Annotated in this window: 21 protein-coding genes, 2 rRNA genes and 2 pseudogenes (1 of these 25 cut by a window edge); 10 read left to right on the forward strand and 15 right to left on the reverse strand. The window is 59.0% G+C overall.

Going from position 1 to position 24,931, the window contains the following annotated elements; genetic code table 11:
• Nucleotides 1–227: 227 nt before the first annotated feature.
• Complete coding sequence (locus HU718_RS25720; RefSeq protein ID WP_186616452.1) at nucleotides 228–596, forward strand: DUF6124 family protein; 369 nt, start codon at nucleotides 228–230, stop codon at nucleotides 594–596.
• Nucleotides 597–722: 126 nt separating this feature from the next.
• Nucleotides 723–869: pseudogene (locus HU718_RS29765) on the forward strand (transcriptional regulator); the annotation flags it as partial.
• Between the two features lie 29 nt (nucleotides 870–898).
• Here HU718_RS29765 and HU718_RS25725 read toward each other — a convergent pair.
• The 5 genes and pseudogenes from HU718_RS25725 to HU718_RS25740 all read right to left on the reverse strand — a co-directional run bounded on the left by HU718_RS25725 (nucleotide 899) and on the right by HU718_RS25740 (nucleotide 5,133).
• Nucleotides 899–1,531: a LysE family translocator gene (locus HU718_RS25725; protein ID WP_150707641.1), complete on the reverse strand. Its 633-nt coding sequence runs from the start codon at nucleotides 1,529–1,531 to the stop codon at nucleotides 899–901.
• A 75-nt stretch (nucleotides 1,532–1,606) separates the two neighbouring features.
• On the reverse strand, nucleotides 1,607–2,206 hold the full coding sequence (locus HU718_RS25730) for a flavin reductase family protein (RefSeq protein ID WP_186616451.1): 600 nt from the start codon (nucleotides 2,204–2,206) through the stop codon (nucleotides 1,607–1,609).
• A 181-nt stretch (nucleotides 2,207–2,387) separates the two neighbouring features.
• A complete protein-coding gene (locus HU718_RS30090) occupies nucleotides 2,388–2,996 on the reverse strand; it encodes a methyl-accepting chemotaxis protein (protein WP_437180885.1) in 609 nt (202 codons plus the stop codon).
• Nucleotides 2,976–3,704: pseudogene (locus HU718_RS30095) on the reverse strand (PAS domain-containing protein); the annotation flags it as partial. The pseudogene HU718_RS30095 and the gene HU718_RS30090, both read right to left, overlap by 21 nt.
• 115 nt (nucleotides 3,705–3,819) lie before the next feature.
• Nucleotides 3,820–5,133: an MFS transporter gene (locus HU718_RS25740; protein WP_150707638.1), complete on the reverse strand. Its 1,314-nt coding sequence runs from the start codon at nucleotides 5,131–5,133 to the stop codon at nucleotides 3,820–3,822.
• Nucleotides 5,134–5,480: 347 nt separating this feature from the next.
• On the opposite strand from HU718_RS25740, the gene HU718_RS25745 reads away from it, so the two are divergent.
• Nucleotides 5,481–6,899, forward strand: a complete 1,419-nt coding sequence (locus HU718_RS25745; protein WP_186616450.1) for a short-chain fatty acid transporter — start codon at nucleotides 5,481–5,483, stop codon at nucleotides 6,897–6,899.
• A 36-nt stretch (nucleotides 6,900–6,935) separates the two neighbouring features.
• On the opposite strand, the gene HU718_RS25750 is transcribed toward HU718_RS25745, so the two are convergent.
• Both HU718_RS25750 and HU718_RS25755 read right to left on the reverse strand, forming a co-directional pair.
• Nucleotides 6,936–7,280 carry a HepT-like ribonuclease domain-containing protein gene (locus HU718_RS25750; RefSeq protein WP_186616449.1) on the reverse strand — a complete coding sequence of 115 codons (345 nt, stop codon included), beginning with the start codon at nucleotides 7,278–7,280 and terminating at the stop codon, nucleotides 6,936–6,938.
• The gene (locus tag HU718_RS25755; RefSeq protein WP_026000487.1) at nucleotides 7,277–7,567 is read right to left on the reverse strand and encodes a nucleotidyltransferase family protein; all 291 of its coding nucleotides are present in this window, start codon (nucleotides 7,565–7,567) and stop codon (nucleotides 7,277–7,279) included. Before HU718_RS25755 ends, HU718_RS25750 begins: the two co-directional genes overlap by 4 nt.
• Before the next feature lie 147 nt (nucleotides 7,568–7,714).
• On the opposite strand from HU718_RS25755, the gene HU718_RS25760 reads away from it, so the two are divergent.
• From HU718_RS25760 to HU718_RS25770, 3 genes are all read left to right on the forward strand, one after another.
• On the forward strand, nucleotides 7,715–9,415 hold the full coding sequence (locus tag HU718_RS25760; RefSeq protein WP_186616448.1) for an acid phosphatase: 1,701 nt from the start codon (nucleotides 7,715–7,717) through the stop codon (nucleotides 9,413–9,415).
• 120 nt (nucleotides 9,416–9,535) lie between these two features.
• A complete protein-coding gene (locus HU718_RS25765) occupies nucleotides 9,536–10,708 on the forward strand; it encodes a hypothetical protein (protein WP_186616447.1) in 1,173 nt (390 codons plus the stop codon).
• 180 nt (nucleotides 10,709–10,888) lie between these two features.
• A complete protein-coding gene (locus HU718_RS25770) occupies nucleotides 10,889–11,413 on the forward strand; it encodes an SET domain-containing protein-lysine N-methyltransferase (protein WP_110721198.1) in 525 nt (174 codons plus the stop codon).
• 20 nt (nucleotides 11,414–11,433) lie between these two features.
• Here the strand turns inward: HU718_RS25770 and can are convergent, their stop codons facing one another.
• A complete protein-coding gene (gene can / locus HU718_RS25775) occupies nucleotides 11,434–12,078 on the reverse strand; it encodes a carbonate dehydratase (protein ID WP_064120416.1) in 645 nt (214 codons plus the stop codon).
• Nucleotides 12,079–12,219: 141 nt separating this feature from the next.
• On the opposite strand from can, the gene HU718_RS25780 reads away from it, so the two are divergent.
• Nucleotides 12,220–12,624: a serine kinase/phosphatase gene (locus HU718_RS25780; protein ID WP_110721199.1), complete on the forward strand. Its 405-nt coding sequence runs from the start codon at nucleotides 12,220–12,222 to the stop codon at nucleotides 12,622–12,624.
• 129 nt (nucleotides 12,625–12,753) lie between these two features.
• Here HU718_RS25780 and rimI read toward each other — a convergent pair whose 3' ends face one another.
• Entirely contained in the window at nucleotides 12,754–13,206 is a 453-nt protein-coding gene (gene rimI / locus HU718_RS25785; protein WP_007912963.1) for a ribosomal protein S18-alanine N-acetyltransferase, read from the reverse strand.
• Nucleotides 13,199–13,945 carry an energy transducer TonB gene (locus HU718_RS25790; RefSeq protein WP_186616475.1) on the reverse strand — a complete coding sequence of 249 codons (747 nt, stop codon included), beginning with the start codon at nucleotides 13,943–13,945 and terminating at the stop codon, nucleotides 13,199–13,201. Before HU718_RS25790 ends, rimI begins: the two co-directional genes overlap by 8 nt.
• 244 nt (nucleotides 13,946–14,189) lie before the next feature.
• Here HU718_RS25790 and mksB point away from each other — a divergent pair, with 244 nt between their 5' ends.
• From mksB to mksF, 3 genes are read left to right on the forward strand one after another with little or no spacing between them, the layout of a single operon-like run.
• Nucleotides 14,190–15,467, forward strand: a complete 1,278-nt coding sequence (mksB, locus tag HU718_RS25795) for an Mks condensin complex protein MksB (RefSeq protein WP_176470127.1) — start codon at nucleotides 14,190–14,192, stop codon at nucleotides 15,465–15,467.
• Entirely contained in the window at nucleotides 15,457–16,158 is a 702-nt protein-coding gene (mksE, locus tag HU718_RS25800; protein ID WP_007912968.1) for an Mks condensin complex protein MksE, read from the forward strand. The genes mksB and mksE overlap by 11 nt, the downstream gene beginning before the upstream one ends.
• Nucleotides 16,155–18,995, forward strand: a complete 2,841-nt coding sequence (gene mksF, locus HU718_RS25805) for an Mks condensin complex protein MksF (RefSeq protein WP_102901100.1) — start codon at nucleotides 16,155–16,157, stop codon at nucleotides 18,993–18,995. The genes mksE and mksF overlap by 4 nt, the downstream gene beginning before the upstream one ends.
• 217 nt (nucleotides 18,996–19,212) lie before the next feature.
• Here the strand turns inward: mksF and HU718_RS25810 are convergent, their stop codons facing one another.
• The 5 genes from HU718_RS25810 to HU718_RS25830 all read right to left on the reverse strand — a co-directional run.
• Nucleotides 19,213–21,516, reverse strand: a complete 2,304-nt coding sequence (locus tag HU718_RS25810; RefSeq protein WP_186616446.1) for a PqiB family protein — start codon at nucleotides 21,514–21,516, stop codon at nucleotides 19,213–19,215.
• On the reverse strand, nucleotides 21,509–22,132 hold the full coding sequence (locus HU718_RS25815) for a paraquat-inducible protein A (protein ID WP_095050584.1): 624 nt from the start codon (nucleotides 22,130–22,132) through the stop codon (nucleotides 21,509–21,511). Before HU718_RS25815 ends, HU718_RS25810 begins: the two co-directional genes overlap by 8 nt.
• Entirely contained in the window at nucleotides 22,119–22,778 is a 660-nt protein-coding gene (locus HU718_RS25820) for a paraquat-inducible protein A (RefSeq protein WP_102901097.1), read from the reverse strand. The genes HU718_RS25815 and HU718_RS25820 overlap by 14 nt, the downstream gene beginning before the upstream one ends.
• 150 nt (nucleotides 22,779–22,928) lie before the next feature.
• Nucleotides 22,929–23,044, reverse strand: a 5S ribosomal RNA gene (rrf, locus tag HU718_RS25825).
• A gap of 171 nt (nucleotides 23,045–23,215) precedes the next feature.
• Nucleotides 23,216–24,931: ribosomal RNA gene (locus HU718_RS25830) — 23S ribosomal RNA — on the reverse strand (it continues 1,178 nt past the right edge of the window).

Here is a 24,931-nt window from a genome sequence, read left to right on the forward strand (position 1 = left end):
AATTCAGTGACCGGGATTGGAAACCCCGAGTAGAACCGAGCGCACAAGCGCCTTTCATAACGTATCCTTGCGCACCTTCATGGTGTGCACTCCGTTATGGCGGCTGTGCGCGGGAGACCTTCGGGTCAACCGGGTTCTCCGTTCCCCGGGTTTCCAACCTGCGTACAGCTGCCACCTATTCGTTCGGAAACCGAATCGGCCAGCTCCAATCCTGATCGGAGAACACCATGAAAAAACCAACACCCAATCCCCCCGAAACAGACACCGACCCAACATCCCCGTACGCAACCATCGACAGCAAAAAACTCAACGAAGCGGCCGACCGCGCCCTCGACCACTACCTCAAACCGACCATTCACATCATGGCGTCCACCCGCATAGCTGAACCCATGTACCTCGCCAACCCGGTCTACGACACCGAATCCCTGCTGGCCAATGCCAGCGAAACCCTGGGCTCGGTCACCGAGATGCTCAACAATTTCGCCGCTGTGCTGGATAGCGCGCACCGCAAGACCGCGCTGGGTATCGCGCAAATCGTCATGCTGAGTGAGCTGGCGGTGAATCAGGCGCTGGATAACGTTCAGCCGGTTACGTAGTTTTCGCAATGCATAAAAAATCCGATGCCGTGCAGGCATCGGATTCTTATTTCCTGGCGTTGCCCGGAATAAATCTGGCGTCCCTTTTTGCCCTATTAGGCGGGCTCCTTTGAAGTGGAGTAATCCATGAACGTACGCCCGATTCATAACGAAGACGACTATCGTGCGGCGCTTAAGAACGTGTCTGCACTTTTCGACAACGAGCCAGTACCGGGTACTCCTGAAGGCGATCACTTCGACATCATGATCAGCCTTATCGAAGCCTACGAGGCCACACAGCTTTCACATCCAAGATCTATGGCTCAGCGATTCGCCAGCAGATGCGCACCAAACAGCAGATAACAACCACCGGCCAAGCGATCCAGCCACTGACGCGAACGGTCATACACACCGGCAATCCGCCGACTGGCGAAGAACAGCGCTACGCAGCAATACCAGCTGAACGACAGCGTCGCCATGGTCAGCACCGCCAGCGCCAGCAACAGTGGTGGGATGTGAGCCGGCATGGCGGTGGCGAAGATGGTGGCGACAAACAATGCGGATTTAGGATTGGTCATGTTGCCCAGAAAGCCGCGGCCATAAGCGCCGAGCAACGTTTGCTCCGATGTATCCAGCGTGCCCGCGACGATCGGCGCCTTGCGCTTGAACTGCTTGAGTCCGAGGTAGATCAGGTAGCAGCCACCGGCAATCTTGAAGCTCAGGTACAGCGCTGGTGCGGCGCTGAACAGCGACTGAATGCCCAGGCCACCCGCTAGCCCCCACAACACGGTTCCGCTGGCCACGCCGAGCGCCGCGACGACACCGTGGCGGCGGGAACGGCTAACCGCCAGTTGCGCGATGTTGAAGAGGTTCGGGCCGGGGGTGACCACCGCGACTGTCCACAACAGCGCCAGCGACAGCAGCGGCGCCAGATAACTCGAAAGGGAAAGATCCATGGGGCATGTGCCTGATTGGTTCGACGATGCCCTCTACCTTGCAACATCCGGCAATGTTTTGCCATCAGCCGTCATTCAGACCGCTAGCGTCTTGCCATCGACCGCATCACCAATCTTCAGGAAATGCCCGCCCGCCACGTGATGCAAGGTGCGCAGACCATCGTGCCCTTCGAAATGCCAGCGCCCGTCGCTGAACACGCGCTCATCGGCATGGGCGGCGATGACTTCGGCGAGGAACAGGTCGTACTGCTCGTGATTGCGCGGCTCCGGGAGCAAACGGCATTCGAGCCAGGCGACGCAGCCGTCAAGCAGCGGCGCTTCGACTTGTTCGCCTGCGAAGGTTTGCAGGCCGTACGCCTGAAATTTGTCCTGTCCCTGGCTTTGGCTGATTTCCAGGCCTGACGTATTGCCGACGGTTTGCACGATGTCGGCCTGATCGACGCACGGGACGTTGAGCACGAAGGTGCCGGACGCTTCGAGCAACTGGCGGGTCCAGGTGGATTTATCGAGGACGACGGCGACTTTCGGTGGCTCGAAATCCAGCGGCATGGCCCAAGCGGCGGCCATGATGTTGCGCTGACCGTCGTGGGCGGCGCTGACCAGTACGGTCGGCCCGTGGTTGAGCAAACGGTAGGCTTTGTTCAGGGGCACCGGGCGGCGTTGGGAATCGCTCATGGGATCTGCTCCGGGGAAAAGGAGCCGATTGTAGCGCCAGCATCGAAATACAGGCAGGTGAAAACTCTGTAGGAGCTGCGGCACGCTGCGATCTTTTGATCTTGATGTTGATCCTCGGAATCAAGATCAAAAGATCGCAGCCTCGTTTCACTCGACAGCTCCTACAGGGGTTGGGTGCAGGTCAGTGGGAGAGTTGATTGGCGAACTGGCCTACCGCATTCACGACCTTCTGCGCACCGTCCTGAATCTCGACAATCACCGTGCCCGCCTCTGCCGCCAGCGCCAACCCTTGTTCGGCCTGGAGCTTGCCATCAGTCATCAGGGCCACGGCGTTGCGTGCCATTTCCTGGTTCCGCCGCACCACGGTGACGATCTCTTCAGTCGCCTGACTGGTGCGCGAGGCCAGTTGTCGCACCTCGTCGGCCACCACCGCAAAACCACGGCCCTGCTCACCGGCGCGCGCCGCCTCAATGGCAGCGTTGAGCGCCAGCAGGTTGGTCTGTTCGGCAATGCCGCTGATGGTTTTGACGATGGTGCCGATCACTTGCGACTGCTCGTTCAGTGCCTCGATACCCTCACCGGCAGCCTGCATGTGCCGCGACAGATCACGCATCACATTCACCGCCTCGGTGACCACGGTGGTACCACGTTGCGCGGTGCTGTCGGTTTGCTGCGAGGTGCTGTAGGCGATGCTCGCCGCGTCGGCGACGGCTTGTTCGCGGTTGACCTGATCAGTGATCACGGTGGCGAACTTCACCACTTTGTACAATTTGTTGTTGGCATCGACCACCGGGTTGTAGGACGCCTCCAGCCACACCGTACGACCATGGCTGTCGACACGCTTGAAGCGGTCAGCGACGAATTCGCCGTTGTTCAGACGACGCCAGAAATTCTGGTACTCGGCGCTGTTGTATTCCTCCGGGGTGCAGAACAGGCGGTGATGTTTGCCCTTGATCTGCGCCAGGCTGTAACCCATGCCGCTGAGGAAGCGATCGTTGGCGTTCAGCACATTGCCGTTGAGGTCGAACTCGATCACCGCAGTCGAACGCACCAGCGCACCGATCAGGTTTTCGTGTTCACGCGAGGCTTCAATGGTGCGGGTCAGGTCGCTGGCGAACAGCGAAATGTGCTTGATCCGCCCATCCGAAGAACGCACCGGTTGCACGATCGAACGCAGCCACGCTTCTTCACCATTGCCACGCAGCAGGCGCACGGCACCGGCGAAATGTTCGCCGCGGTTCATGGCGTTTTTGAAGCGGTGATGGAATTCGTCCGACTTCACGTGGGCCGGGACGATGTCTTCAATCGCCCGACCGATCAGGTCATGACTCTTGTAGAGCATCTCGGTGAGGAAGTTCTGGTTGACCGACTGAATGCGCCCGTCGGGCTCAAGGGTCAGCACCAGCATCTCGCTTTCCAGGCTTTCCTTCACCTGCACGAGGCTGGAGAGTTCTTCACGAAGAGCGGCCAGCTCTTGCTTCAAGCGTTTGTTGAACATGGGGAGTACCGATGGGCAGGTTGGAAAGCGGGATGCAGCCTAACCATCGGCCTTGAAAATCTTTTCTGAAGAGCGTTTGCGACCCGACGGTCAAAAATAGTTCCAAGCTACCGAGTCAGGCAGTTCCCGCCACCTGGCAGGGTCCCGTGCGCGGCATCCGCGAGCCGAAATACGCCGCGGTCAGGAGGCCCACCACACCCATCACCGCGCAGAACATCACGCAGATCCATGGGCTCCATGGCATCAGACCAATCAGCAGCAGCGGTGTGATACTGGCCCATGCGGCGTAGGCAATGTTGTAGGTGAAGGAAATGCCTGACACGCGAATACGCGCCGGGAACAACCCGACCATCACCGACGGCACTGCGCCGACAACACCGCACGCGAGACCGGCCAAGGCGTAGGCGACGCCGACCCAATCACCAGCGCTGATCAAACAACCGTAAAGCACGCCGACGCCCAATGGCAGCAGCAGGCTATACAGCATGACCGTGCGCCACGCGCCAATTCGGTCGACCAGCAATCCGGCAATCACGCAGCCTATATTGAGAAACACGATGCCCAATGCACTGAGGGCGAAGGTGTGGCTGGCGGTCATGCCGAAGGTTTTCTGCATCATGGTCGGGGTGATCACTACGAACACCACCACTGCCGAGGTCAATACGCAGGTCAGCAACATCGCCGGCAACATCGCCAATCGATGTTCACGCAGTACTGTGCGCAACGGCAGTTCGACCCGCGCTTCACGCTGCGCTTCCATGGCCATGAACACCGGGGTTTCGCTCAGCCAGCGGCGCAGGTAAACGCCAATCACGCCAAACACGCCACCGAGCAGGAACGGGTAGCGCCAGGCGTAATCGAGGATTTCCGCCGGGGTGAAGACTTGTGCGAGAAACGTCGCAGTCAACGCGCCGATCAGGTAACCGAAGGTCAGCCCGGCCTGCAAAAAGCCCAGGGCGTAACCACGATGGCCGGCCGGCGCGTGCTCGGCGACAAACACCCAGGCACTCGGCACCTCACCACCGACCGCCGCGCCCTGGAGGATGCGCAACGCCAGCAACAGCAGCGGCGCGAAGTAGCCAATCTGCGCATAGGTCGGCATGATCCCGATCAGCAGGCACGGCAGCGCCATCATCAGGATGCTCAGGCTGAAGACTTTTTTGCGTCCGAGTTTGTCAGCGAAATGCGCCATCAGGATCCCGCCCAGCGGCCGCGCCAGGTAACCGGTGACGAAAATCCCGAAGCTTTGCAGCAGACGCAGCCATTCGGGCATTTCCGGCGGGAAGAACAGCTGGCTGAGGGTCAGGGCGAAGAAGACGAAGATGATGAAATCGTAGATTTCCAGCGCGCCGCCAAGGGCCGCAAGGCCGAGGGTCTTGTAGTCGGAACGGCTGAACGGCGCGGGTTTGGCCGGGGATTGGGCAGTCATGGCAAAGAACTCGGAAACAGGCAAAAAACCAAGGCGCCCATGGTCTACGCAAATGCGCGGATGGACAACCCGTTAGACCATAGTCCCGGTTTTGCAAAACCTGCTCACAAAGCATCGATAGTTGAATTACTGTTAATGCCTGTCCAGCGGGCCGACGCCAGCACCGATCAACCACAGTGAACCCCATGTGGGAGCGAGCCTGCTCGCGAAAGCGGTTCAGGCAACCTCAATGTTGAATGTACCGACCTCTTCGCGAGCAGGCTCGCTCCCACAGGGATCTCTGTGTTGTCGAGATCGGCGAGCGTTCCCGCGGACCACAATAACCATAAAAATCCGAGGTACTCCCTGTGGCCGTTGATATCGAAGATAGCCGCTCCGCACGCTTTGCCCTGCGCTGTTCAAGTTTCGCCGAACGCTGGTTTCCCGACTCCTGGGTGTTCGCCGCGCTGGCGGTGATCATCGTTGCTTTGGCCACGCTGGCCATGGGCGCCAAACCTACCGATGCGGCGATGGCCTTCGGTGACGGGTTCTGGAGTCTGATTCCGTTCACCATGCAAATGGCTTTCGTGGTGATCGGCGGCTACGTGGTCGCCAGCTCGCCACCGGCCGTGAAACTGATTGACCGGTTGGCACGCATCCCGAAAAACGGCCGCTCCGCTGTAGCGTGGGTGGCGCTGATCTCGATGGTCGCGTCCCTGCTCAACTGGGGCCTGTCGCTGGTGTTCGGCGGTTTGCTGGTCCGCGCCCTCGCCCGCCGCACCGATCTGAAAATGGATTACCGCGCCGCCGGCGCCGCTGCCTATCTGGGCCTTGGTGCGGTGTGGGCGTTGGGCCTGTCGTCGTCGGCCGCGCAGTTGCAGGCTAACCCCGGCAGCCTGCCGCCATCGATCCTGTCGATCACCGGAGTGATTCCGTTCACCGAAACGATTTTCCTCTGGCAGTCCGGCGTGATGCTGCTGGCGCTGATCGTGATCTCGATCATCATCGCCTACGCCACCGCACCCGGGCCGAACTCGGCGCGCGATGCCAAGGCCTGCGGCATCGACCCGGCCTTCAACCTGCCTCCGCTGCAACCGCGTACGCGGCCCGGTGAATGGCTGGAACACAGTCCGCTGCTGATCATTGTGCTGGTGCTGCTCGCGGCGGGATGGCTGTTCCATGAGTTTTCGAGCAAACCGGCGATCACCGCGATCTCCGGGCTGAACACTTACAACTTTCTATTCATCATGCTCGGCGCACTGCTGCACTGGCGCCCGCGCAGCTTCCTCGATGCCGTGGCCCGTGCGGTGCCGACCACCACCGGCGTGTTGATCCAGTTCCCGCTGTACGGCTCGATTGCCGCGCTGATGACCACGGTCAAAGGCGCCGATGCGCAGACCCTGGCGCACCACATCTCGACCTTCTTCGTCAGCATCGCCTCCCACGACACCTATGCACTGCTGATGGGCGTGTACTCGGCGATTCTCGGCTTCTTCATTCCATCGGGTGGCGGCAAGTGGATCATCGAGGCGCCGTATGTGATGCAAGTCGCCAATGATCTGCAGTATCACCTCGGCTGGGCGGTGCAGATCTACAACGCGGCCGAAGCGCTGCCAAACCTGATCAACCCGTTCTACATGCTGCCGCTGCTGGGCGTACTCGGACTGAAGGCGCGGGATCTGATCGGTTTCTCGTTCGTGCAATTGCTGGTGCACACGCCGCTGGTGCTGCTGTTGCTGTGGGCGCTGGGGACGACATTGGCGTATACACCGCCGGTGATGCCGTAATTTGAAGAGGTTGCACCTGCCTTAGTGCAGGTGCGATCAGTTCTGTTCGGTAGGGAGTACCGTTAATAGCTCGGGCAAAGCGACCTGAACCGTTTCCCACACTACATCCAGATTGATATCGAAGTAGCCATGAGCGATTCGATTACGCATTCCGCGCATGCTCCGCCATGGAATTTGCGGGTTTTGAGCAGTGAACTCAGGATAACGATCCATCACCTTGGTAGCCGCCTCGCCAATGATGACCAGACTCATAATGACTGCTTGCTGCGTTCGCTTGTCTTCGGCGAACTCTTCCTTATTCAGGCCTTCGACAAATATCAACGCATCACTGGCGGCCTGCCGCATATGTTCAAGGTAATCGCCAAGCCGGTTTTCTATCATACGGGACGAGCCTGATCCAGAACCTGCTGCCGAAACTTCAGCGGTAGATCTCCTGGTGTCAGCAGATCGACAGTCACGCCTAACAGGTCCTCGAGCTCCACTTGCAGCCCACCGAGATCGAACAAGGTGGTACCGGGAAGTGGATCGACCAACAAATCCAGATCACTGCCTTCCAGATCAGTCCCAAGTGCGGCGGAGCCAAATACACGGGGATTGGCCACACGAAATCTTCCGACAACCTCACGGATGGCAACGCGTTGCAAATCAAGAGCAGTGGAAGGCTTCATGGATCACCGTAACCAGATTCATTAATGCAGCAGTCTAGCAGTGCCAAAGGACGCTAGACACCGCTCCATTTGTAACCCAACCGTCATCTCCCCTTGCTAGCGTCCGCCCGAAACATACTGAAACATTTAAGCAAAGCGGGCTGAGACATGAGCGACGACACAGACGGCACCGACGCACCCTCCACTGATTCCAATAACTCCGTTGACACCAGTCGCCGCCGCTTCCTCGGCGGCGTTGCGGTACTGGGTGTCGGTGCAACACTGGCCGGCTGTGGCAGCGCGGGCGATAAGCCGGGCAAACCGGTGGAGCGCCCACTGACGCCAGCCGAGCTGGACAAGGCCCTGCGCGATCAAGTGAAAACCGTGGTGGTGATCTACGCCGAGAACCGCAGTTTCAACAACCTGTTCGGTGATTTCCCCGGCGTCGAAAAGCCTATGTCGGCGCTCAAGCCCGGCGACTATCAACAACGCGATCGCGACGGCGCGCTGCTGCAAACCCTGCCGCCCGTCTGGGGCGGTGTCCTGCAGATCGGCCCGCAAACCCTCGATGGCGTGACCTACCCCAGCGCCACGCAATTTCAGGAAAACCTGCCCAATGCACCGTTCGCCCTTAAAGGCCCGAATGGCGAGGACTTGCCATTCGGCCTGGTGACCCGCGATTTGTGGCACGTGTTCTATCAGAACCAGATGCAGATCAATGGCGGCAAGAACGATGGCTTCGTCGCCTGGGCCGACTCCGGCGGCTTGACCATGGGCCACTACGCGCAGAGCCGCTATTCCCTGCGCCTGTGGGATGTCGCTCAGGAGTTCGTGCTGTGCGACAACTTCTTCCAGGGCGCCTTCGGTGGCTCGTTCCTCAATCACCAATACCTGATCAGCGCCACCGCGCCGTTCTATCCGGACGCAGCCAATTCGGTGGCCAAGTCGCAGATCGCCGCGCTGCAAAGCGATGATCCGGCCGATCCGCGCCTCAAGCCGCTGGACGCATCGCCGGCCAGCGCGATGACCGGCCCGCCGCAGTTCGGCCCGAGTGCGCTGACCCCGGACGGCTTCGGCGTCAACACCCTCGCCCCGCCCTACTGGCCGACGTGGATTCGCGATCCGGAGCGCCCGGCGTATTCCAAAGCGGATCTGCCCAACGTCATGGTGCCGCAGACCCACGAGCATATCGGCGACAAGCTGTCGAAAAAGCACATCGATTGGGCGTGGTATGCCGGCGCGTGGCAGGCGACGCTGGATCAGTACAAGGATTCCGGCGGCATTCCGAAAATCCCCAACTTCCAGTATCACCATCAGCCGTTCAACTACTTCAAGCAGCAAGGTCCGGAGAACCCCGACGAGCGCAACAAGCGTCTGCGTGATGCTGGCTTGGGTGATGAATCGAGCAGCAACAAGTTCTTCGCCGATGCCGAGGCGGGTAAGTTGCCGGCGGTGAGTTTCTACAAACCTCAGGGCAACCTGAACATGCACGCCGGTTATGCCGATGTGGCTTCCGGGGATCGACACATCGTGCGCGCGCTGAAAGTGCTGCGTGAAAGCCCGCAGTGGCAAAACATGGTGGTAATCGTCACGGTCGACGAGAACGGCGGCTGGTGGGATCACGTCGCGCCGCCCAAGGGCGATCGGTGGGGGCCTGGTTCACGCGTGCCGGCGCTGGTAGTGTCGCCGTTTGCACGCAGGGGCACGGTGGATCATACGGTCTACGACACCGCGTCGATCCTGCGGTTGATCACCCGTGTCTTCCAGTTGGAGACCCTCGACGGCCTCAAACAACGGGACGAGGCGATGATTGCCCAGGGTCAGAAACCCATGGGCGATTTGACCAACGCCTTGCATTTTCCGGCGTGAAAACCAGCCCTGTGAGTTTGCGCAAAAATCTGCCGATGACGGCTTCTCTGTCAAACGCGGCTGATCCACTATGAGGCGCCCCCGATACGCGGGGGAACCCACGCTGAAAAGGATCTGAGCATGTTCAAACTCGCAGGACTCACACTCGCCGCACTTACACTGAGCGCGGCCGCCCACGCCGATGTCGATCTGAAACTGGGCAGCACCGAACGCGTCACCCGCCTCTTCGCCTACCCCAACAACTGCAACGTCATCTGCTTCCGCAACTGGACGCTGGAACAGACCGTCACCCATTACTTGAGCCAGAGCGTGCAACGCGATGGTTATGCCGATGCCAAGGTGCTGGTAAAAACCGACAACGGTCAGCTCTACGCCGAAATCACCGGCGTGCCGAAGGATTACGACAAGCCCCTGTCGGCGCTACTGGACGCGGGTGATCTGGCCTACGCCGGTGCCAGCAAGCTCAACGCTGACGGCAAATGGGCCTACAGCTGGTATCTGTTCCTGCCACTGGGCATGGCCCTGGAAAACCGTAAAAGTGTCGAGCTGCTGCACTTCCCGCCGGATTACTCGCTGACCCAGGCACAGGATTATCTGCGTTCGAACACCACCGATCGCTGGGCAACTCTGCTGACTGACAATGGCATTCCTGCCGAGCAGACGCCGGCCTTCCAGACCATCATCGACATTGCCCCGATCGCTGCGCCGTCCAACGCCGGTAGCGATCTGGAAGGCGTCTATGACTACTTCAAGGATTACCAGACCACACTGGTCAAGCAGTTCAGCCAGACCACCAGCGGCACGACGTTGCCGATGGTCGCGTTCGGCGCGCCGGTGCGTAACTGGATCAAGCAGCAATACGGGCCAACCGTGAATGTCTTGGGGCTGGCGACCATCAGCCCGAGCGAAGGTGTGAAAGTGCCGGTGCTGGGTTCGAACCACCCGAGTTACATCTGGTACGCCGCTGACCCGAAGAGCTATACCGGCGACGATGCCCAGGCCAAGGCTGATGCTGCGGGTCTGAAAGTGATGGGCCAGGATCTGAGCGCCGCCTGCTGGCAGGCCGGGATGGGCAGCAAACCGGGCAGCAATCCACAGACCACCCTCACCCGTTGCACGCAGACATGGCAGGTCACGCAGAAAGGCAAAACCTGCGAACTGTTCTACACCTCGATCCGCAATCTGACCCCGGAGCAGGCCGCTGCCAAGTGCACAACCACTGCGATCAAATCGCAACTGAAGCAATTGAAAGCGCCGCTGCCGGCCGCCGCTATTCCCGCCCCACACCTGTAATTGCTTGTGACATTCCCGTGTCAGCCAATGCTGACGCGGGAAAGCGTCTATATCGCCTGTCAGATCTGACAGTAGACCAGCTATACCTAATAAGACACGATTGGATCCAAGTACCGACATCGCAGTAGTGACAGGACGTCAACCCAAGGAAGTCGCAAAAGCCTTGCGACAAGGACTGTTATGAACATCCACGCCATGGCGCACTCTGCTCCGCGCGATACCGAAGGCATCTACCCCTTCGCCGGCTTGCCCGTGCGCCTGGGGTTTCCGGCCTGCGCCGATTTCGAAATCCTTCAGGATGGATACGGCGCCCCTACGGCGGTCGCCGCGCGGCGCGAGTTCCTGCACACCCACCGGATGTGCCGGGTGTCCGGGCAATTACTGCCGTATCGCTGCCGCCAGACCCGACAATTGCTGACGGGCATCCACATCTACGATCCGCGCTTTTGCGGATTGATCGAACACGCGTGCGACCCCAACGTGTTTCTCGACATGAGCGAGTTATGGTTGTGGGCGTTGAAAGATATCCACAGCGGCGAACGGTTGACCATGGACTACACCGCCACTGAAGACAAACTGCTGCACCAGTTTGCCTGCGGTTGCGGTTCGCCACGCTGCCGTGGGTGGATCACCGGCTACGACGAACCACCCACCCTCGAAGGTCAGCACTTTCTACAGCGCTGGCGGCATTCAGGGTCGCGCTGAAAGGTCCGCTGGAAGCTGAGTTATACCGCGCCAACCGGACGCAGACGATACTGCGGCGGCAACTGCTCGAAACCACTGATGGTGGTGTTGAGACTTTTCCAGCGGCCATCCTTGATGCCGTAGATGCAACCGTGTATCGACAGGCTCTGCCCGCGATGCCAGGCGTTCTGGATGATGCTGGTGTGGGCGACGTTGGCCACTTGCTGGATCACGTTGAGTTCGCACATGCGATCAACCTGCTCTTCTTCGGTCGGCAACTTGGCTAGTTCCTCGCGCTTTTCGTAGTACAGATCGCGGATCGAACGCAGCCAGCCATCGATCAGGCCGAACTGCCGGTCCTGCATCGACGCGCGCACACCACCGCAACCGTAGTGGCCGGTGACGAGGATGTGTTTGACCTTGAGCACGTCCACTGCGTACTGGATCACCGACAGGCAGTTGAGGTCGGTGTGCAGCACCACGTTGGCGACGTTACGGTGGACGAACAGATCGCCCGGCAGCATGCCGACGATCTCGTTGGCCGGCACTCGCGCATCGGAGCAGCCGATCCACAGATATTCCGGCGTTTGCTGGCGCGCCAGTTTGGCGAAGAAATCCGGGTCTTCCTTGGTGATCGCGTCAGCCCAACGCTCGTTGTTATCAATCAGGTCTTGTAAGTCATGCATGCTGTAAGGCCTCAAGAAAGATGCGCTGGTATGACAGACGACCGCCCGTCGGGGTCACGCCAGAACCGCAAGTGATTTCATTGGAATTCTCGTGTGCCCGGTGAGTCCACCTAAGTAAGGCCCACAGTATGAGGAATTGCCATGACTGATTCACGACGCCCTTACGATGCAGTGCAACCGGAGCCCATCGATGATAACGAAGACCGCATGGGTTCGGTGCATGAGCTGGATTTCGATGGAGACCAACCCAGCGCGAAAATCGGTGATGAGATCCCGGAGCGTGAACGTGAGCAGTTGATGCCGCGTGAGCGGGTGCGTGAGGCCGGATTGACCGGCGCATCGACCGCTGACCATGAACCCACCGACGATGATCTGAGCCCGGAAACACTGATTCATGAAGATGGCGCGCGGGATGCCGAAGAGGCCGGGGAAGGCAATCAGGCCGATTGGGATCTGAGCATTGTCGATGAAGATGACATTGGCGGTGGCAATGGGCTGGATGAGGCGGAACTGGCGCGGCGCGATCCGCTGGATGGCAACCGCTGATCGTCGCTGCCTGGTAGGACGCTTTCGCGAGCAGGCTCGCTCCCACAGGGGTTTCGGGTTGCGCACAAATTGTTGAACGCCCTGAGTCCAATGTGGGAGCGAGCCTGCTCGCGAAGCTTTTAAAGGCGATCAGTCAACCAGGGTGCAGGCCATGACCACCGCATCTTCACGCCCACCCACCGCCGGATAATAATCCCGACGCCGGCCAATCTCGTTAAAGCCATAACGCTCATACAACTTGAACGCGCCCGTATTGCTGTCACGCACTTCCAGAAAACATTCCCGCGCAGAAGCCGCATAGGCCCGCGACATCAGATGCTCGAGCAACGTCAGCCCCAGACCACGCCCCTGATTCTCCGGTTTGACGGTGATATTGAGCAGGTGCGCCTCATCCAGAATGATCTGCACCACGCCGTGCCCAACCTGCTGCTCACCTTCGAACATCAGCCAGATCTGGTACTTGCCCAGCCCGTCGAGAAAAATCCCCCGAGTCCATGGATGACTGTAAGCGGCGTACTCGATTTTCAGCACGGTTTCCAGATCCGCCTCGGTCATCGGGCGGAACGATACAGCGTCACTCATTCGATTCTTTCCAGCGCGCCATTAGCCGACGCATGGCTTGCCACACAGCGGCCTTGCGCTGTGGCTCTTCCATTAACAATTCCAGACCGGGAATGGCCCAGGCCGAACCCAGACCTTCGATCTGCAATTCACGATTGAACGCTTCGGCATCCGCTTCACCGGCAAAACGCACCGCCGGCAGGCCGATCAGCCACAGGCAGGCACACGGAGCGGCTTCCATTTGCACGGAAAGGAATCCCTGCACAAAGTCACGCGCCGCGTCCGGGCCCTGATCCATCGTGCCGCGATTGAGCCACGGCCAGCGCACCGGCTCGCCGACAATTTGCGGCGCATCCGGCAGACCGGCGGCGCGCAGCATGTCTTTGAGTAACAGATAGGCGGGATCGCGGGACTGGAACGGTTCGCCTGTGGGTAACTCGACCAGCAGCAGGCAACGCCCGGCGCGCAAAAGTTGCAATGCAAAACGCGGTGGCGGTACTGGCACGGGTTTGGCGACGACAGGTGTGTCGTCGACCACGTCCACTGGTTTGGCACCCGTGCGAGTGCTGGCCAACGACGGACGCGGCACTTCGATCTTCGGCCGTTCGACCGGACGAACGGCAGGCTGCGCGGGCGTTTCCACCGCAGGCGCAAGCATCACCGGCGCCTCTACCTCGGGCTCGGGCATGTCCAGCAGCTCGGGCCGCGAGGGTGCGGCGAAGGGCAATTCGGTGCGCGGCAGCCAGTTGACCACCTGCATGGCGTTCAAATAGGCGCGGCGGCGGGACTCGATTAGCAAAGGTCGGCCACTTGTGGATAACTGAAGTGCGCTGATTCTACCGCCCTTCGTTCAAGATCGCCCGTTGTAGATCGATACTCTTTCACGAGGCGCTTTACCCACGCTCTTTATACAAAGAATGCGACAGCCCGTCCCGAGAGTGAATCGCATCCTTCGTGATGCAGTACAATCGCCGCTTTTCATTGCCAACCAGCCGGGCATTCCGATGATCGAACCCAAGCGCGTCTTGCGCGCCCTCGCTGAACACTGGGCACTGCTTGAGCCACTGTGTGAGCACTTCGACCAAGGCACATTGAGCCTCAACGAACTGCGCTCGCAACTGGCCGCCCAACAACTGGACAGCACGCCGCAGGACATCACCAGCCTGCTCGATGTGTGGATTCGCCTCGATATCCTGATTCCGGTGGCGAAAAGCCCGAACCGTTTCGAGCTGAACGCGCAGATTCACGACTTCCTCGCGTATCTGCGGCGTGAACACCGACTGGGCCTGTGCCTGGAAATCGAAGCCTATCTGCGCCACCTCGAGCGTCTGGCCGGTTACATCCAGGACGCGTTCGAAGTCCGCGATGGCCACGACCTTGCCCGCCAGCTGCGCCTGCTCGACATGCGCGTGCGCGATGTGCTGAAGAAGCTCGACAACGACGAACAGGCCTTGGTGGCCGTCGCCGAGCGGGCGAAGACCAGCGATCGACAGATTCCGCTGCGTCAGCGTTACGCTGAAGTACTGGCGACCTGGGACGAATACGTCGAGCCGATGATCGATCTGGTCAACGCCGACGGCGCCTTCGAACAAGGCGTGCGCAAGGTCGAAACCGTGCTGCTGAAAATGCTCAGCGAACAGCAGCGCCTCGGCCATCTGGTCGATGACGACATGCTGCTGCGCACCCACGCACGCATCCTCGAAATGCAGACCAGCGCCCAACTGACTTTGCGTCATGCCCGCGAACTGCTGCTGCCGCTGCGCGAAGAAGCGCGCCGGCACAATGCCGTGACCCGTGGCGCCGCGTTGGCTTTGGCGGCGATCCGCCGCAAAGGCATCGACGCCGTGCCGCAAGCGGCGATGCCGCTGTTCACCCGCCCGCAAAGCACCTTCCTCGGCAGCGCCAGTCAGGTCGAAGCCTACGTCTATGCACTGGCGCGTTTCGAGCCGAAACCGGCGCGCTTCCCGAAAGCGCACAAAACGCAAAAAGGCGAAGCACCACGCGCGCCACGCACCGTGCGCGAGATGGTCGACCGTTGCGAAGAAGCCCTGCCGATGCCGGATCTGATGACCTGGCTGCTGGAACAGGAACCGGACGGCGCCACCGACGAATTGCTCTACTGGTTCTCGCGCCTGTCGCGGGAAAAACGCTTCAAGCGCGAGCGTCTGGAACGCCGCGAATACCACACTCACGAGCACCAGGTCAGCCTGCGCTCCTTCGCCCTGCTCTCGGCCAGCGACTCTGCCTCCGAGAATTCTGCGAGCATCCCCAATGCATCTTGATCTTTCCGAACTGTCGCAACTCGCGCCGATCTTCCGCGAGCTGTTCAAGGGTTACCACGTCAGCCGCCGCGACCCGGAGCTGTACGCGCAATTGTCGAATTTCCAGGATCAATACCGCACGCTGTTCAAAGCGCTGGGTTTTGAACTGGTCTGCGACACCCGTGGTTTCTACTACTTCGTGCCGGACATGGCCGCTGCGGCGGTGAACAAGACTGCCCAGCGTCTGGCGCTGTTTACCTTCATCCTCGTCGAGCATCTGGCCGATCAGGGTCGCGATCCGATTGCCGTGCTCGATGGCGGCAGCCTCGGCCGCGAAGAGTTGCCGTCGCTGCTGGAGAAATACCGCGATCTGTTCATTCAGGCCGAAGTGCAGACCGTTGAAGAACTCGAAGAAAAGATCATGCGCCGCATGACTCAACTCGGTTTTGCCAGCGAAGAAAACGGCGTTTATCGCTTTCTGCCGCCGATGCACCGTTTCCTCGACGTGTGCCTGTCGGTGCAGCAGGACCGCGATCTGGCAGCCAGCGTGCACAGCGTTCTGCCGCTGCCGGCACCAGTGCTGATCGACGAAGCGGCGGAAGCCAAATTCCTCGAAACCGACGATCCGCTCGATCTCTCAGAGTTTGAAGAAGAGAGCGAAGAAGACGCACTGGCGCGCGCCATTGCCGAAGAACAGGAGTCCGACGCATGAGCCAGGAACGCTACGGCATCCGCCGCTTTGCCCTTTTGAACACCGCCGGTTACAGCCTCGGTCTGTTCCCGCTGGAAGAACCGCTGTCGGTTTACGGCGCGAACAACCTCGGTAAATCGGCGTCGATCAACGCCTTGCAGTTCCCGATTCTGGCGCGCATGTCGGACATGAGTTTCGGCAAATACAGCCTGGAACAATCGCGGCGCTTCTACTTCGCTTCCGACACCAGCTACATCCTCGTTGAAGTGAATCTGCCCCATGGCCCGCACGTGATCGGCGTGGTTGGTCGTGGCCCGGGCGGTGGTTTCGGTCACCAGTTCTTCGCTTACGCCGGCAAGCTCGATCTGGCGCATTACCAGAAAAACGACACCTGCCTGCGCCAGAAAGAGCTGTTCAGCAACCTTGAGAAAGAAGGCCTGAAAGCCTACGAACTCAAGCCTGATGAACTGCGTCGCTTGCTGGTGGGCGGTCATACGTCGATTCCGCTCGACCTGACTTTGATTCCGCTGCGCTCCACCAGCGAACAGAGCCTGAAGACCTTCCGCGCGCTGTTCATCAACCTGCTGCACATGCGCGAAATCACCGCGGCCAAGCTCAAGCAGTTGTTCCTCGATGCCTTCGAACACAGCCTGCGCTCCGGCAGCGTCGATTACATCGCCGCGTGCGAAGAAGCCTTCCGCGATGTACGTCGAATGGAACAGGACTACAACTCGCTGGTCGCTGCCGGCCCGTTGGTTGAGGCCTTGGCCAACGGCGTGAAACAGCGCGACGTGCTGCGCGGCAAACTGCATCGCCTGTCGCCGCTGCTCGACTCGCTGCTCGGCACCTGGTCGGACTACGCCAGTGCGCGCAAGGAAGAGCTGACGATTCAGGCCGACCATTACCGTGGTGAGCAGGACAGTCTGCAAAACGATCAGCGCGGCGGCACGCAGGAACTGATGCGTCTGGAGCGGGAAATCTCCGGCATCCAGCGCTGGCTCGGCGAATTGTCGGTACTGAAGAATCGCTTCGCCCTGGTCGATGACGTCAAAGTGCTCGAGCAACAATTGCTCGCTGCCAAAGACGCTCACGACGAATTGGCCGGCGCCTTGGCGCAATCCCGTCAGTTCAGTGCGGAAGATCTGGAGGAGCGCGTACGCGATCTGGAAAAACGCCTGAAGTCGGTGAAGCAGCAACTCGACCACGCCGACAACAACAGCTACGCCCGCCTGCGTGAAGAGTTCTCGCAACAGGACGTCGAGCGCTTGATGCGTCTGTTCAACAGCGCATTGTTCAGCCTGCCGCTGGGCGAACACGGCATCACCCTCGACGACGACGGCGAGTGGGTCAAATCGGTTGAGCTGATTCTCGATGGCTTCAAGGGTGAGCGTTTTGAAGTGCCGGGCTTGTCCATCGACATCTCGCACATCGAGCCGCCGGCGCTGCAAGCGCTGGCCGACCGTGCTGCACTGCGCGACCAGAAAGAGCGTCTGGAAAAAGAACTCAAGCAACTGAAAACCCAGCAGGCCGTGGCCGCCGACCGCGCCGCGAGCAAGACCCAGACCGAAGCGCTGTACCAGCAAGTGCTGGACGCGCAGAAAGCTCTGGAAGATTTCCGCCGCACGCAGACTTTGAGCGCTGAAGAAAGCGACAAGCTCGAGCAACTGGCGCAGATGGAAGGCGCGCAGGACGAACTCAAGCGCTCCAGCGACGCCTTCACCGAGCGTGTCCAGCAACTGTCGGCCAAGCTGCAACTGGTCGGCCGCCAGATCGCCGATATGGAAGCCAAGCAACGCACGCTCGACGATGCGTTGCGTCGTCGTCAGTTGTTGCCGGCAGATCTGCCGTTCGGTACGCCGTTCATGGATCCGGTCGACGACTCGATGGACAACCTGCTGCCGCTGCTAAACGACTATCAGGACAGCTGGCAAGGCCTGCTGCGCGCTGACGGTCAGATCGAAGCGCTGTACGCGCAGGTGCGTCTGAAAGGCGTGGCCAAGTTCGACAGCGAAGACGACATGGAGCGCCGCCTGTCGTTGCTGATCAACGCTTACGCGCACCGTACCGATGAAGCGCTGACACTGGGCAAGGCCCGTCGCGCGGCGGTCACCGACATCGCCCGGACCCTGCGCAACATCCGCAGCGACTACGACAGCCTCGAGCACCAACTGGCGCTGTTCAACCGCGAGATCAACAAACGTCAGGTGTCCAACCTGCAGAGCTTCCGTATCGTCCTCGCGCCGAACAAGGAAGCCCTCAAGCACATCGACCAGATCATCCACAGCGCCGGTCAGTACGAAGAAGGCGAAACTCTGTCGGTGTTCGACCTGAGCCAGAGCGCCGAACAGGACAACAAGAACGAAGAGGCCAAGGAATATCTGGCGCGGCTGGTGGCGGCAAACCACAACCAGCTCGGTCTCAAGGACTTGTTCGAACTGGCGTTCGAGATCACCAAGGTCAACGGTCAACCGGTTATTCACACCGACATCGATGGCGCGGCGTCCAACGGCACGACCATGACCATCAAGGCGCTGACCAACATGTACTTGTTGCTGCACTTGATGGATCGCGACCAGGCCGGTCGCGTGCGTCTGCCGTACTACCTCGACGAGGCCGCAGACATCGACGAGAAGAACCAGGCTGCGCTGCTGGAAACCAGCCTGCAACTGGGTTTTGTACCGATTCTGGCGAGTGTGAAGCCGCAGGTTTGCGCCAGTGTCGCGATCGACCTCGAAGGAGGCAGCGGCCCGGCGGGGATCTACATTGATGAGGCGGACTGGAAGTACATCCGCCGCCATGATGTGGTGAAGGCAACGGTCAATGTTGAAGCAGATGAACCGGAGCTGGATGCGGTTTGATCGGCATTAACTGAAGGCAAAAAAAGGGCCGCGATCTGATGGGATCGCGGCCCTTTTTTATGGCTTGGGGTTTGTGTTGATTTTGCGGGCCCTATCGCGAGCAGGCTCACTCCCACAGGGATTAGCGTCGAACACAATTTTTGTGTACACCGCTCATCCACTGTGGGAGCGAGCCTGCTCGCGAGGCGTCCTGACAGACGCCACATCAGTTCCCTGATTACTTACCGAGCGAAATCTTCGGCGCCCACGTCAGCCACTCATCCTCAAACTTGTCGAACAACGGGAACGTCTGCTCAGGTCGCGCCGGGTTGCCCATACGCTCGCCATCCGGCGTGGCGAAGGCGATGCCACCCTGAATCGCCGTCTCCAGCGACTCGGTGCGTACCGTCAGCCCGTTGAACAAACCGATATCGAAACCGACACCGCTGGTGTTCCAGAAACGACTGCCACTGCGCACCAGTGGCGCGTATTTCGGCTCGATCAAAATGTGCACCAACACGCGATCAGCGGTCTGGCCCAGTTCATAACCGGTGACCTTACCCACAGTAATTTCGCGGTAGGTGACTGGCACACCCGGCTTCAGCGAACCACGACGGGCAGCGCTCAGTACCAGACTCAGACCCGCCTCTTGCTTGGTGACTTCCGGCGCACTGGCCAGGGCAACGAAGTTTTTCTGCGGGCCGAGGTTCTTCGCCGCTGGTTGCACTTCGATGTACTGCCCGGTCACGAGAGTTTCCAGATTGGCAGTCTTGATCAAGCCCAACTCAGGTTTTACCACCCAGAACTGGCTACCAACCCGGGCGATCTTCTCCGGCACTTCAGTGATGCGCGCCGTGAGGATGACCGATTGCAGATCGTCAGTCAGATCAACACTTTCGATCTTGCCGACATCCAGACCCTTGAAGCGAACCGGCGTGCCGCTGCGCAAACCATCAGCGCGATCGACCTTGATCGTCACTACGGCGCCCTTCTGGTTAGCGTCATCGTGATTGGCGAACAGACGGAAGCGCGGAATGCGTTTCTGCAGCGGTGCCTTGGCTTGCGGCGTTTCGAAAGCGATACCGCCGGCCATCAGGGTCTGCAGCGATTCGCTCTTCACTTGAATCCCACCGGTCAACCCGCCGGTCAGCGTGACACCGCTGACGTTCCAGAAACGCGTCGAGGCGTTGACCAGGTTTTCGTATTCCTTCTCGATGTGTACACCGATCACCAGTTGCTTGCGGGTCTTGGAGAACTGATAGCTCTGCACCGAACCGACCTTGACCTGTTTGTACAGAATCGGGCTGCCGACATCGATCGAGCCAAGGGTGTCGGTGAACAACACCAGATGCAGACCCGGCGAACGCAGATCCAGCGGCGGCGCTTTTGGCCGTGCCTCGAACTCGCGTTTCGGCGGCGCGCCTTTATCACCCGGACGCACAGCGATGTAGTTACCTTTCACCAAGGCTTCCAGACCGGTGATGCCTGCCAGCGAAATCGATGGTTTGACCACCCAGAACTGCGTGCCATCGACCAGATAGTCTTCGGCCAACGGATCAAGAGTCAGCTCGGCAGTGGCGCTGTTCAGATCCGCATCGACCTTCAGCGCTTTCAGGTTGCCGACCTGAATGCCTTTGTACATCACCGGCGTACGGCCAGCCTGCAGGCCTTCGAAGTCGCTGAGTTTGACCTTCACACGAATGCCGGCAGCAGCGGCATCGAAGTCTTCGTAGAGACGGAAAGGCAGGCTCGGATCGGTCGGTGGACTATCCTTGCGGTTCTCCGGCGTAGCGAAGGCAATGCCACCGGCGACGATGCTGGCCAGCGATTCGCTGCGCACTTTCACCCCGGACAGGTTGGCGTCGATGCTGATGCCGCTGGCATTCCAGAAACGCGTGTGTTTGCGCACCAGTTTGGCGTAGGTCGGCTCGATGAAAACCTTGAGCTCGACGGTACTCTGGTCTTCCGAGAGCAGGTAGCTTTTGATCTGGCCGACTTTGATCTGCTTGTAGAACACGGGGCTGCCACGGTTCAGTGATCCGAGACGATCAGCCTTGATGGTCAGGTGCAGACCGGGCTTGGCGTCCGACAACGGCGGCTCTTCGGCCAGTGCTTTGAACTTGCGCACGGGCTCGCCTTCGCCAGGGCTGATGGCGACGTAGTTACCGGAAACCAGGGTTTCCAGACCGGTGATACCGGCCAGGGTCACGCTCGGTTTGACCAGCCAGAAGCGCGTGCTGGTCTTGAGGTATTGCTCGACGTCCTTGTTCATCTCAACGGTGGCGATCACACCTTTTGAGTTGCCTTCATCGTCGAGCTTGAGCGCCTTGACCTTACCGACCGGCATGCCTTTGTACATGACCTCGGTCTTGTTGGCCTGGATGCCTTCGCCACTTTCAAAACGGATCTGAACTTCGATACCGGTTTCGGAATAGGCACGCCAGCCGAGCCAGCCACCGATGATCAGCGCGATCAGAGGCAGTACCCAAATGGCAGACCAGTTCGAGGCCGGTCGGGTTTTCGCTACGGGCAAATCAGTCATGGTCGTCGTCCGACTCCGTGTTATCCCAAATCAGTCGGGGATCGAAAGTTACTGCGGCGAGCATCGTCAGAATCACCACACTGGCGAAGGCGATGGCGCCAAGATTGGCTTCGACACTGGCAAGCCGGCCGAAGTTGACGACCGCCACGAGAATGGCGATCACAAAAATATCGAGCATCGACCAGCGGCCGATGAACTCGATGAAACGGTACATCCAGATGCGCTGACGAGCGGACAACGGCTGACGTCGTTGTACTGAAAACAGCAGCAGCGCGATACCGACAAGTTTGAAGGTCGGCACCAGAATGCTGGCAATAAACACCACCGCAGCAATCGGAATCATGCCGTGCTGCACCAATTGGATCACCCCGGACATGATCGTGCTCGGATCACCCTGCCCCAAAGAACTGACAGTCATGATCGGCAAGACATTGGCCGGAATATAGATAATCGCTGCCGTGATCAGCAGTGCCCAGGTGCGGGTAAGGCTGTTCGGCCTGCGAGCGTGGACCAATGCACCACAGCGGGTGCAGGTTTGCTCGTCGGTGTCCGCTTCCTGCCTGTTCAACTCATGACATTCGGTACAGACCAGAATGCCCGCATCAATCGCCCGCATGAGCATCTTCCCCTGATAACGCCTGCCAGATCTGATGCGGTGACATAACCACCTCCAGCCATACCTGTACCAACAACAATCCAATAAAACACGCGAGGCCAAGGCCAGCGGTGATGGCTGCCATGTCCGCCAGTTTGACGATCGCCACCAGTACGCCCATGAGGTAGACCTCAAGCATTCCCCAGTCTTTGAGGTGGTGATAAATACGGTAAAGCAGCAAACCGTAACTGCGACCGATATCGAAGCGGATCGTTAGCAAGACAAACAACTGGCACAGCAACTTCAACAGCGGAATGGCCATGCTGCACAGGAATACGACGATCGAAACGCCCTGCATGTCCGTATTGAACAAGCCGAGCACGCCGCTCCAGACCGTATCCTGCGAAGACTGTCCGAGGATATTGAGCTGCATGATGGGCAAAAAGTTTGCCGGGATGTACAGCAGCAATGCTGCAATCACCAAGGCAAGGCTGCGCTGCACCACGTTATGGCGGTGGGCATACAACTCGTAACCGCAGCGTGGGCACAGCGCTTTCTCGCCATGGGCAAGTGTGGGCTTGCGCATCAGCAGGTCGCACTCGTGACAGGCCACCAAGTCTTCCAGCGGTAAATCTGACAGCCCTGGGGCGTCAACCGACTCTGACATAAAGGCTCTGGCTCCGAATAAGGTGGGGCTATTCTAGTGTTCTGATTCGAAAATAACTGTGCAAATTTGTTCGCGGTCGCGAGCAAAAAACTTTTCCTGCGGGCAAAACAAAACCCCAATTGCTTTCGCAATTGGGGTTTCGGAATTTAATCTTGACGATGACCTACTCTCACATGGGGAAACCCCACACTACCATCGGCGATGCATCGTTTCACTGCTGAGTTCGGGATGGGATCAGGTGGTTCCAACGCTCTATGGTCGTCAAGAAATTCGGGTACTGAGTCGTGGCCAAGTGGCCTCGCTTCAGCAAATTGGGTATGTGATGGCTTTCGGTGTTTTGTGCTGCTTTTTTAAGTGCAGTCGAACTTTCGGTTCGTTTCGTCTTCACACACCGCAATCTGGTGCCTTTTCAGGTCAGCAAATTGCTTGGGTGTTATATGGTCAAGCCTCACGGGCAATTAGTATTGGTTAGCTCAACGCCTCACAGCGCTTACACACCCAACCTATCAACGTCGTAGTCTTCGACGGCCCTTCAGGGAACTCAAGGTTCCAGTGAGATCTCATCTTGAGGCAAGTTTCCCGCTTAGATGCTTTCAGCGGTTATCTTTCCCGAACATAGCTACCCGGCAATGCCACTGGCGTGACAACCGGAACACCAGAGGTTCGTCCACTCCGGTCCTCTCGTACTAGGAGCAGCCCCTCTCAAATCTCAAACGTCCACGGCAGATAGGGACCGAACTGTCTCACGACGTTCTAAACCCAGCTCGCGTACCACTTTAAATGGCGAACAGCCATACCCTTGGGACCGGCTTCAGCCCCAGGATGTGATGAGCCGACATCGAGGTGCCAAACACCGCCGTCGATATGAACTCTTGGGCGGTATCAGCCTGTTATCCCCGGAGTACCTTTTATCCGTTGAGCGATGGCCCTTCCATACAGAACCACCGGATCACTAAGACCTACTTTCGTACCTGCTCGACGTGTCTGTCTCGCAGTCAAGCGCGCTTTTGCCTTTATACTCTACGACCGATTTCCGACCGGTCTGAGCGCACCTTCGTACTCCTCCGTTACTCTTTAGGAGGAGACCGCCCCAGTCAAACTACCCACCATACACTGTCCTCGATCCGGATAACGGACCTGAGTTAGAACCTCAAAGTTGCCAGGGTGGTATTTCAAGGATGGCTCCACGCGAACTGGCGTCCACGCTTCAAAGCCTCCCACCTATCCTACACAAGCAAATTCAAAGTCCAGTGCAAAGCTATAGTAAAGGTTCACGGGGTCTTTCCGTCTAGCCGCGGATACACTGCATCTTCACAGCGATTTCAATTTCACTGAGTCTCGGGTGGAGACAGCGCCGCCATCGTTACGCCATTCGTGCAGGTCGGAACTTACCCGACAAGGAATTTCGCTACCTTAGGACCGTTATAGTTACGGCCGCCGTTTACCGGGGCTTCGATCAAGAGCTTCGCGTTAGCTAACCCCATCAATTAACCTTCCGGCACCGGGCAGGCGTCACACCCTATACGTCCACTTTCGTGTTTGCAGAGTGCTGTGTTTTTAATAAACAGTCGCAGCGGCCTGGTATCTTCGACCGGCATGAGCTTACGGAGCAAGTCCTTCACCCTCACCGGCGCACCTTCTCCCGAAGTTACGGTGCCATTTTGCCTAGTTCCTTCACCCGAGTTCTCTCAAGCGCCTTGGTATTCTCTACCCAACCACCTGTGTCGGTTTGGGGTACGGTTCCTGGTTACCTGAAGCTTAGAAGCTTTTCTTGGAAGCATGGCATCAACCACTTCGTCACCCAAAGGGTAACTCGTCATCAGCTCTCGGCCTTAAGATCCCGGATTTACCTAAGATCTCAGCCTACCACCTTAAACTTGGACAACCAACGCCAAGCTGGCCTAGCCTTCTCCGTCCCTCCATCGCAATAACCAGAAGTACAGGAATATTAACCTGTTTTCCATCGACTACGCTTTTCAGCCTCGCCTTAGGGACCGACTAACCCTGCGTCGATTAACGTTGCGCAGGAAACCTTGGTCTTTCGGCGTGGGTGTTTTTCACACCCATTGTCGTTACTCATGTCAGCATTCGCACTTCTGATACCTCCAGCAAGCTTCTCAACTCACCTTCACAGGCTTACAGAACGCTCCTCT

The organism is Pseudomonas tensinigenes, assembly GCF_014268445.2.
GTDB lineage: Bacteria > Pseudomonadota > Gammaproteobacteria > Pseudomonadales > Pseudomonadaceae > Aquipseudomonas > Aquipseudomonas tensinigenes.

Excerpts from the sequence above, each read along its gene's own strand:
- HU718_RS25720 (WP_186616452.1), top strand. The coding sequence starts at position 228 with ATGAAAAAACCAACACCCAATCCCCCCGAAACAGACACCGACCCAACA.
- HU718_RS25725 (WP_150707641.1), bottom strand. The coding sequence starts at position 1,531 with ATGGATCTTTCCCTTTCGAGTTATCTGGCGCCGCTGCTGTCGCTGGCG.
- HU718_RS25730 (WP_186616451.1), bottom strand. The coding sequence starts at position 2,206 with ATGAGCGATTCCCAACGCCGCCCGGTGCCCCTGAACAAAGCCTACCGT.
- HU718_RS25740 (WP_150707638.1), bottom strand. The coding sequence starts at position 5,133 with ATGACTGCCCAATCCCCGGCCAAACCCGCGCCGTTCAGCCGTTCCGAC.
- HU718_RS25750 (WP_186616449.1), bottom strand. The coding sequence starts at position 7,280 with ATGATAGAAAACCGGCTTGGCGATTACCTTGAACATATGCGGCAGGCC.
- HU718_RS25755 (WP_026000487.1), bottom strand. The coding sequence starts at position 7,567 with ATGAAGCCTTCCACTGCTCTTGATTTGCAACGCGTTGCCATCCGTGAG.
- HU718_RS25760 (WP_186616448.1), top strand. The coding sequence starts at position 7,715 with ATGAGCGACGACACAGACGGCACCGACGCACCCTCCACTGATTCCAAT.
- HU718_RS25765 (WP_186616447.1), top strand. The coding sequence starts at position 9,536 with ATGTTCAAACTCGCAGGACTCACACTCGCCGCACTTACACTGAGCGCG.
- HU718_RS25770 (WP_110721198.1), top strand. The coding sequence starts at position 10,889 with ATGAACATCCACGCCATGGCGCACTCTGCTCCGCGCGATACCGAAGGC.
- can (WP_064120416.1), bottom strand. The coding sequence starts at position 12,078 with ATGCATGACTTACAAGACCTGATTGATAACAACGAGCGTTGGGCTGAC.
- HU718_RS25780 (WP_110721199.1), top strand. The coding sequence starts at position 12,220 with ATGACTGATTCACGACGCCCTTACGATGCAGTGCAACCGGAGCCCATC.
- rimI (WP_007912963.1), bottom strand. The coding sequence starts at position 13,206 with ATGAGTGACGCTGTATCGTTCCGCCCGATGACCGAGGCGGATCTGGAA.
- HU718_RS25790 (WP_186616475.1), bottom strand. The coding sequence starts at position 13,945 with ATGCAGGTGGTCAACTGGCTGCCGCGCACCGAATTGCCCTTCGCCGCA.
- mksB (WP_176470127.1), top strand. The coding sequence starts at position 14,190 with ATGATCGAACCCAAGCGCGTCTTGCGCGCCCTCGCTGAACACTGGGCA.
- mksE (WP_007912968.1), top strand. The coding sequence starts at position 15,457 with ATGCATCTTGATCTTTCCGAACTGTCGCAACTCGCGCCGATCTTCCGC.
- mksF (WP_102901100.1), top strand. The coding sequence starts at position 16,155 with ATGAGCCAGGAACGCTACGGCATCCGCCGCTTTGCCCTTTTGAACACC.
- HU718_RS25810 (WP_186616446.1), bottom strand. The coding sequence starts at position 21,516 with ATGACTGATTTGCCCGTAGCGAAAACCCGACCGGCCTCGAACTGGTCT.
- HU718_RS25815 (WP_095050584.1), bottom strand. The coding sequence starts at position 22,132 with ATGCGGGCGATTGATGCGGGCATTCTGGTCTGTACCGAATGTCATGAG.
- HU718_RS25820 (WP_102901097.1), bottom strand. The coding sequence starts at position 22,778 with ATGTCAGAGTCGGTTGACGCCCCAGGGCTGTCAGATTTACCGCTGGAA.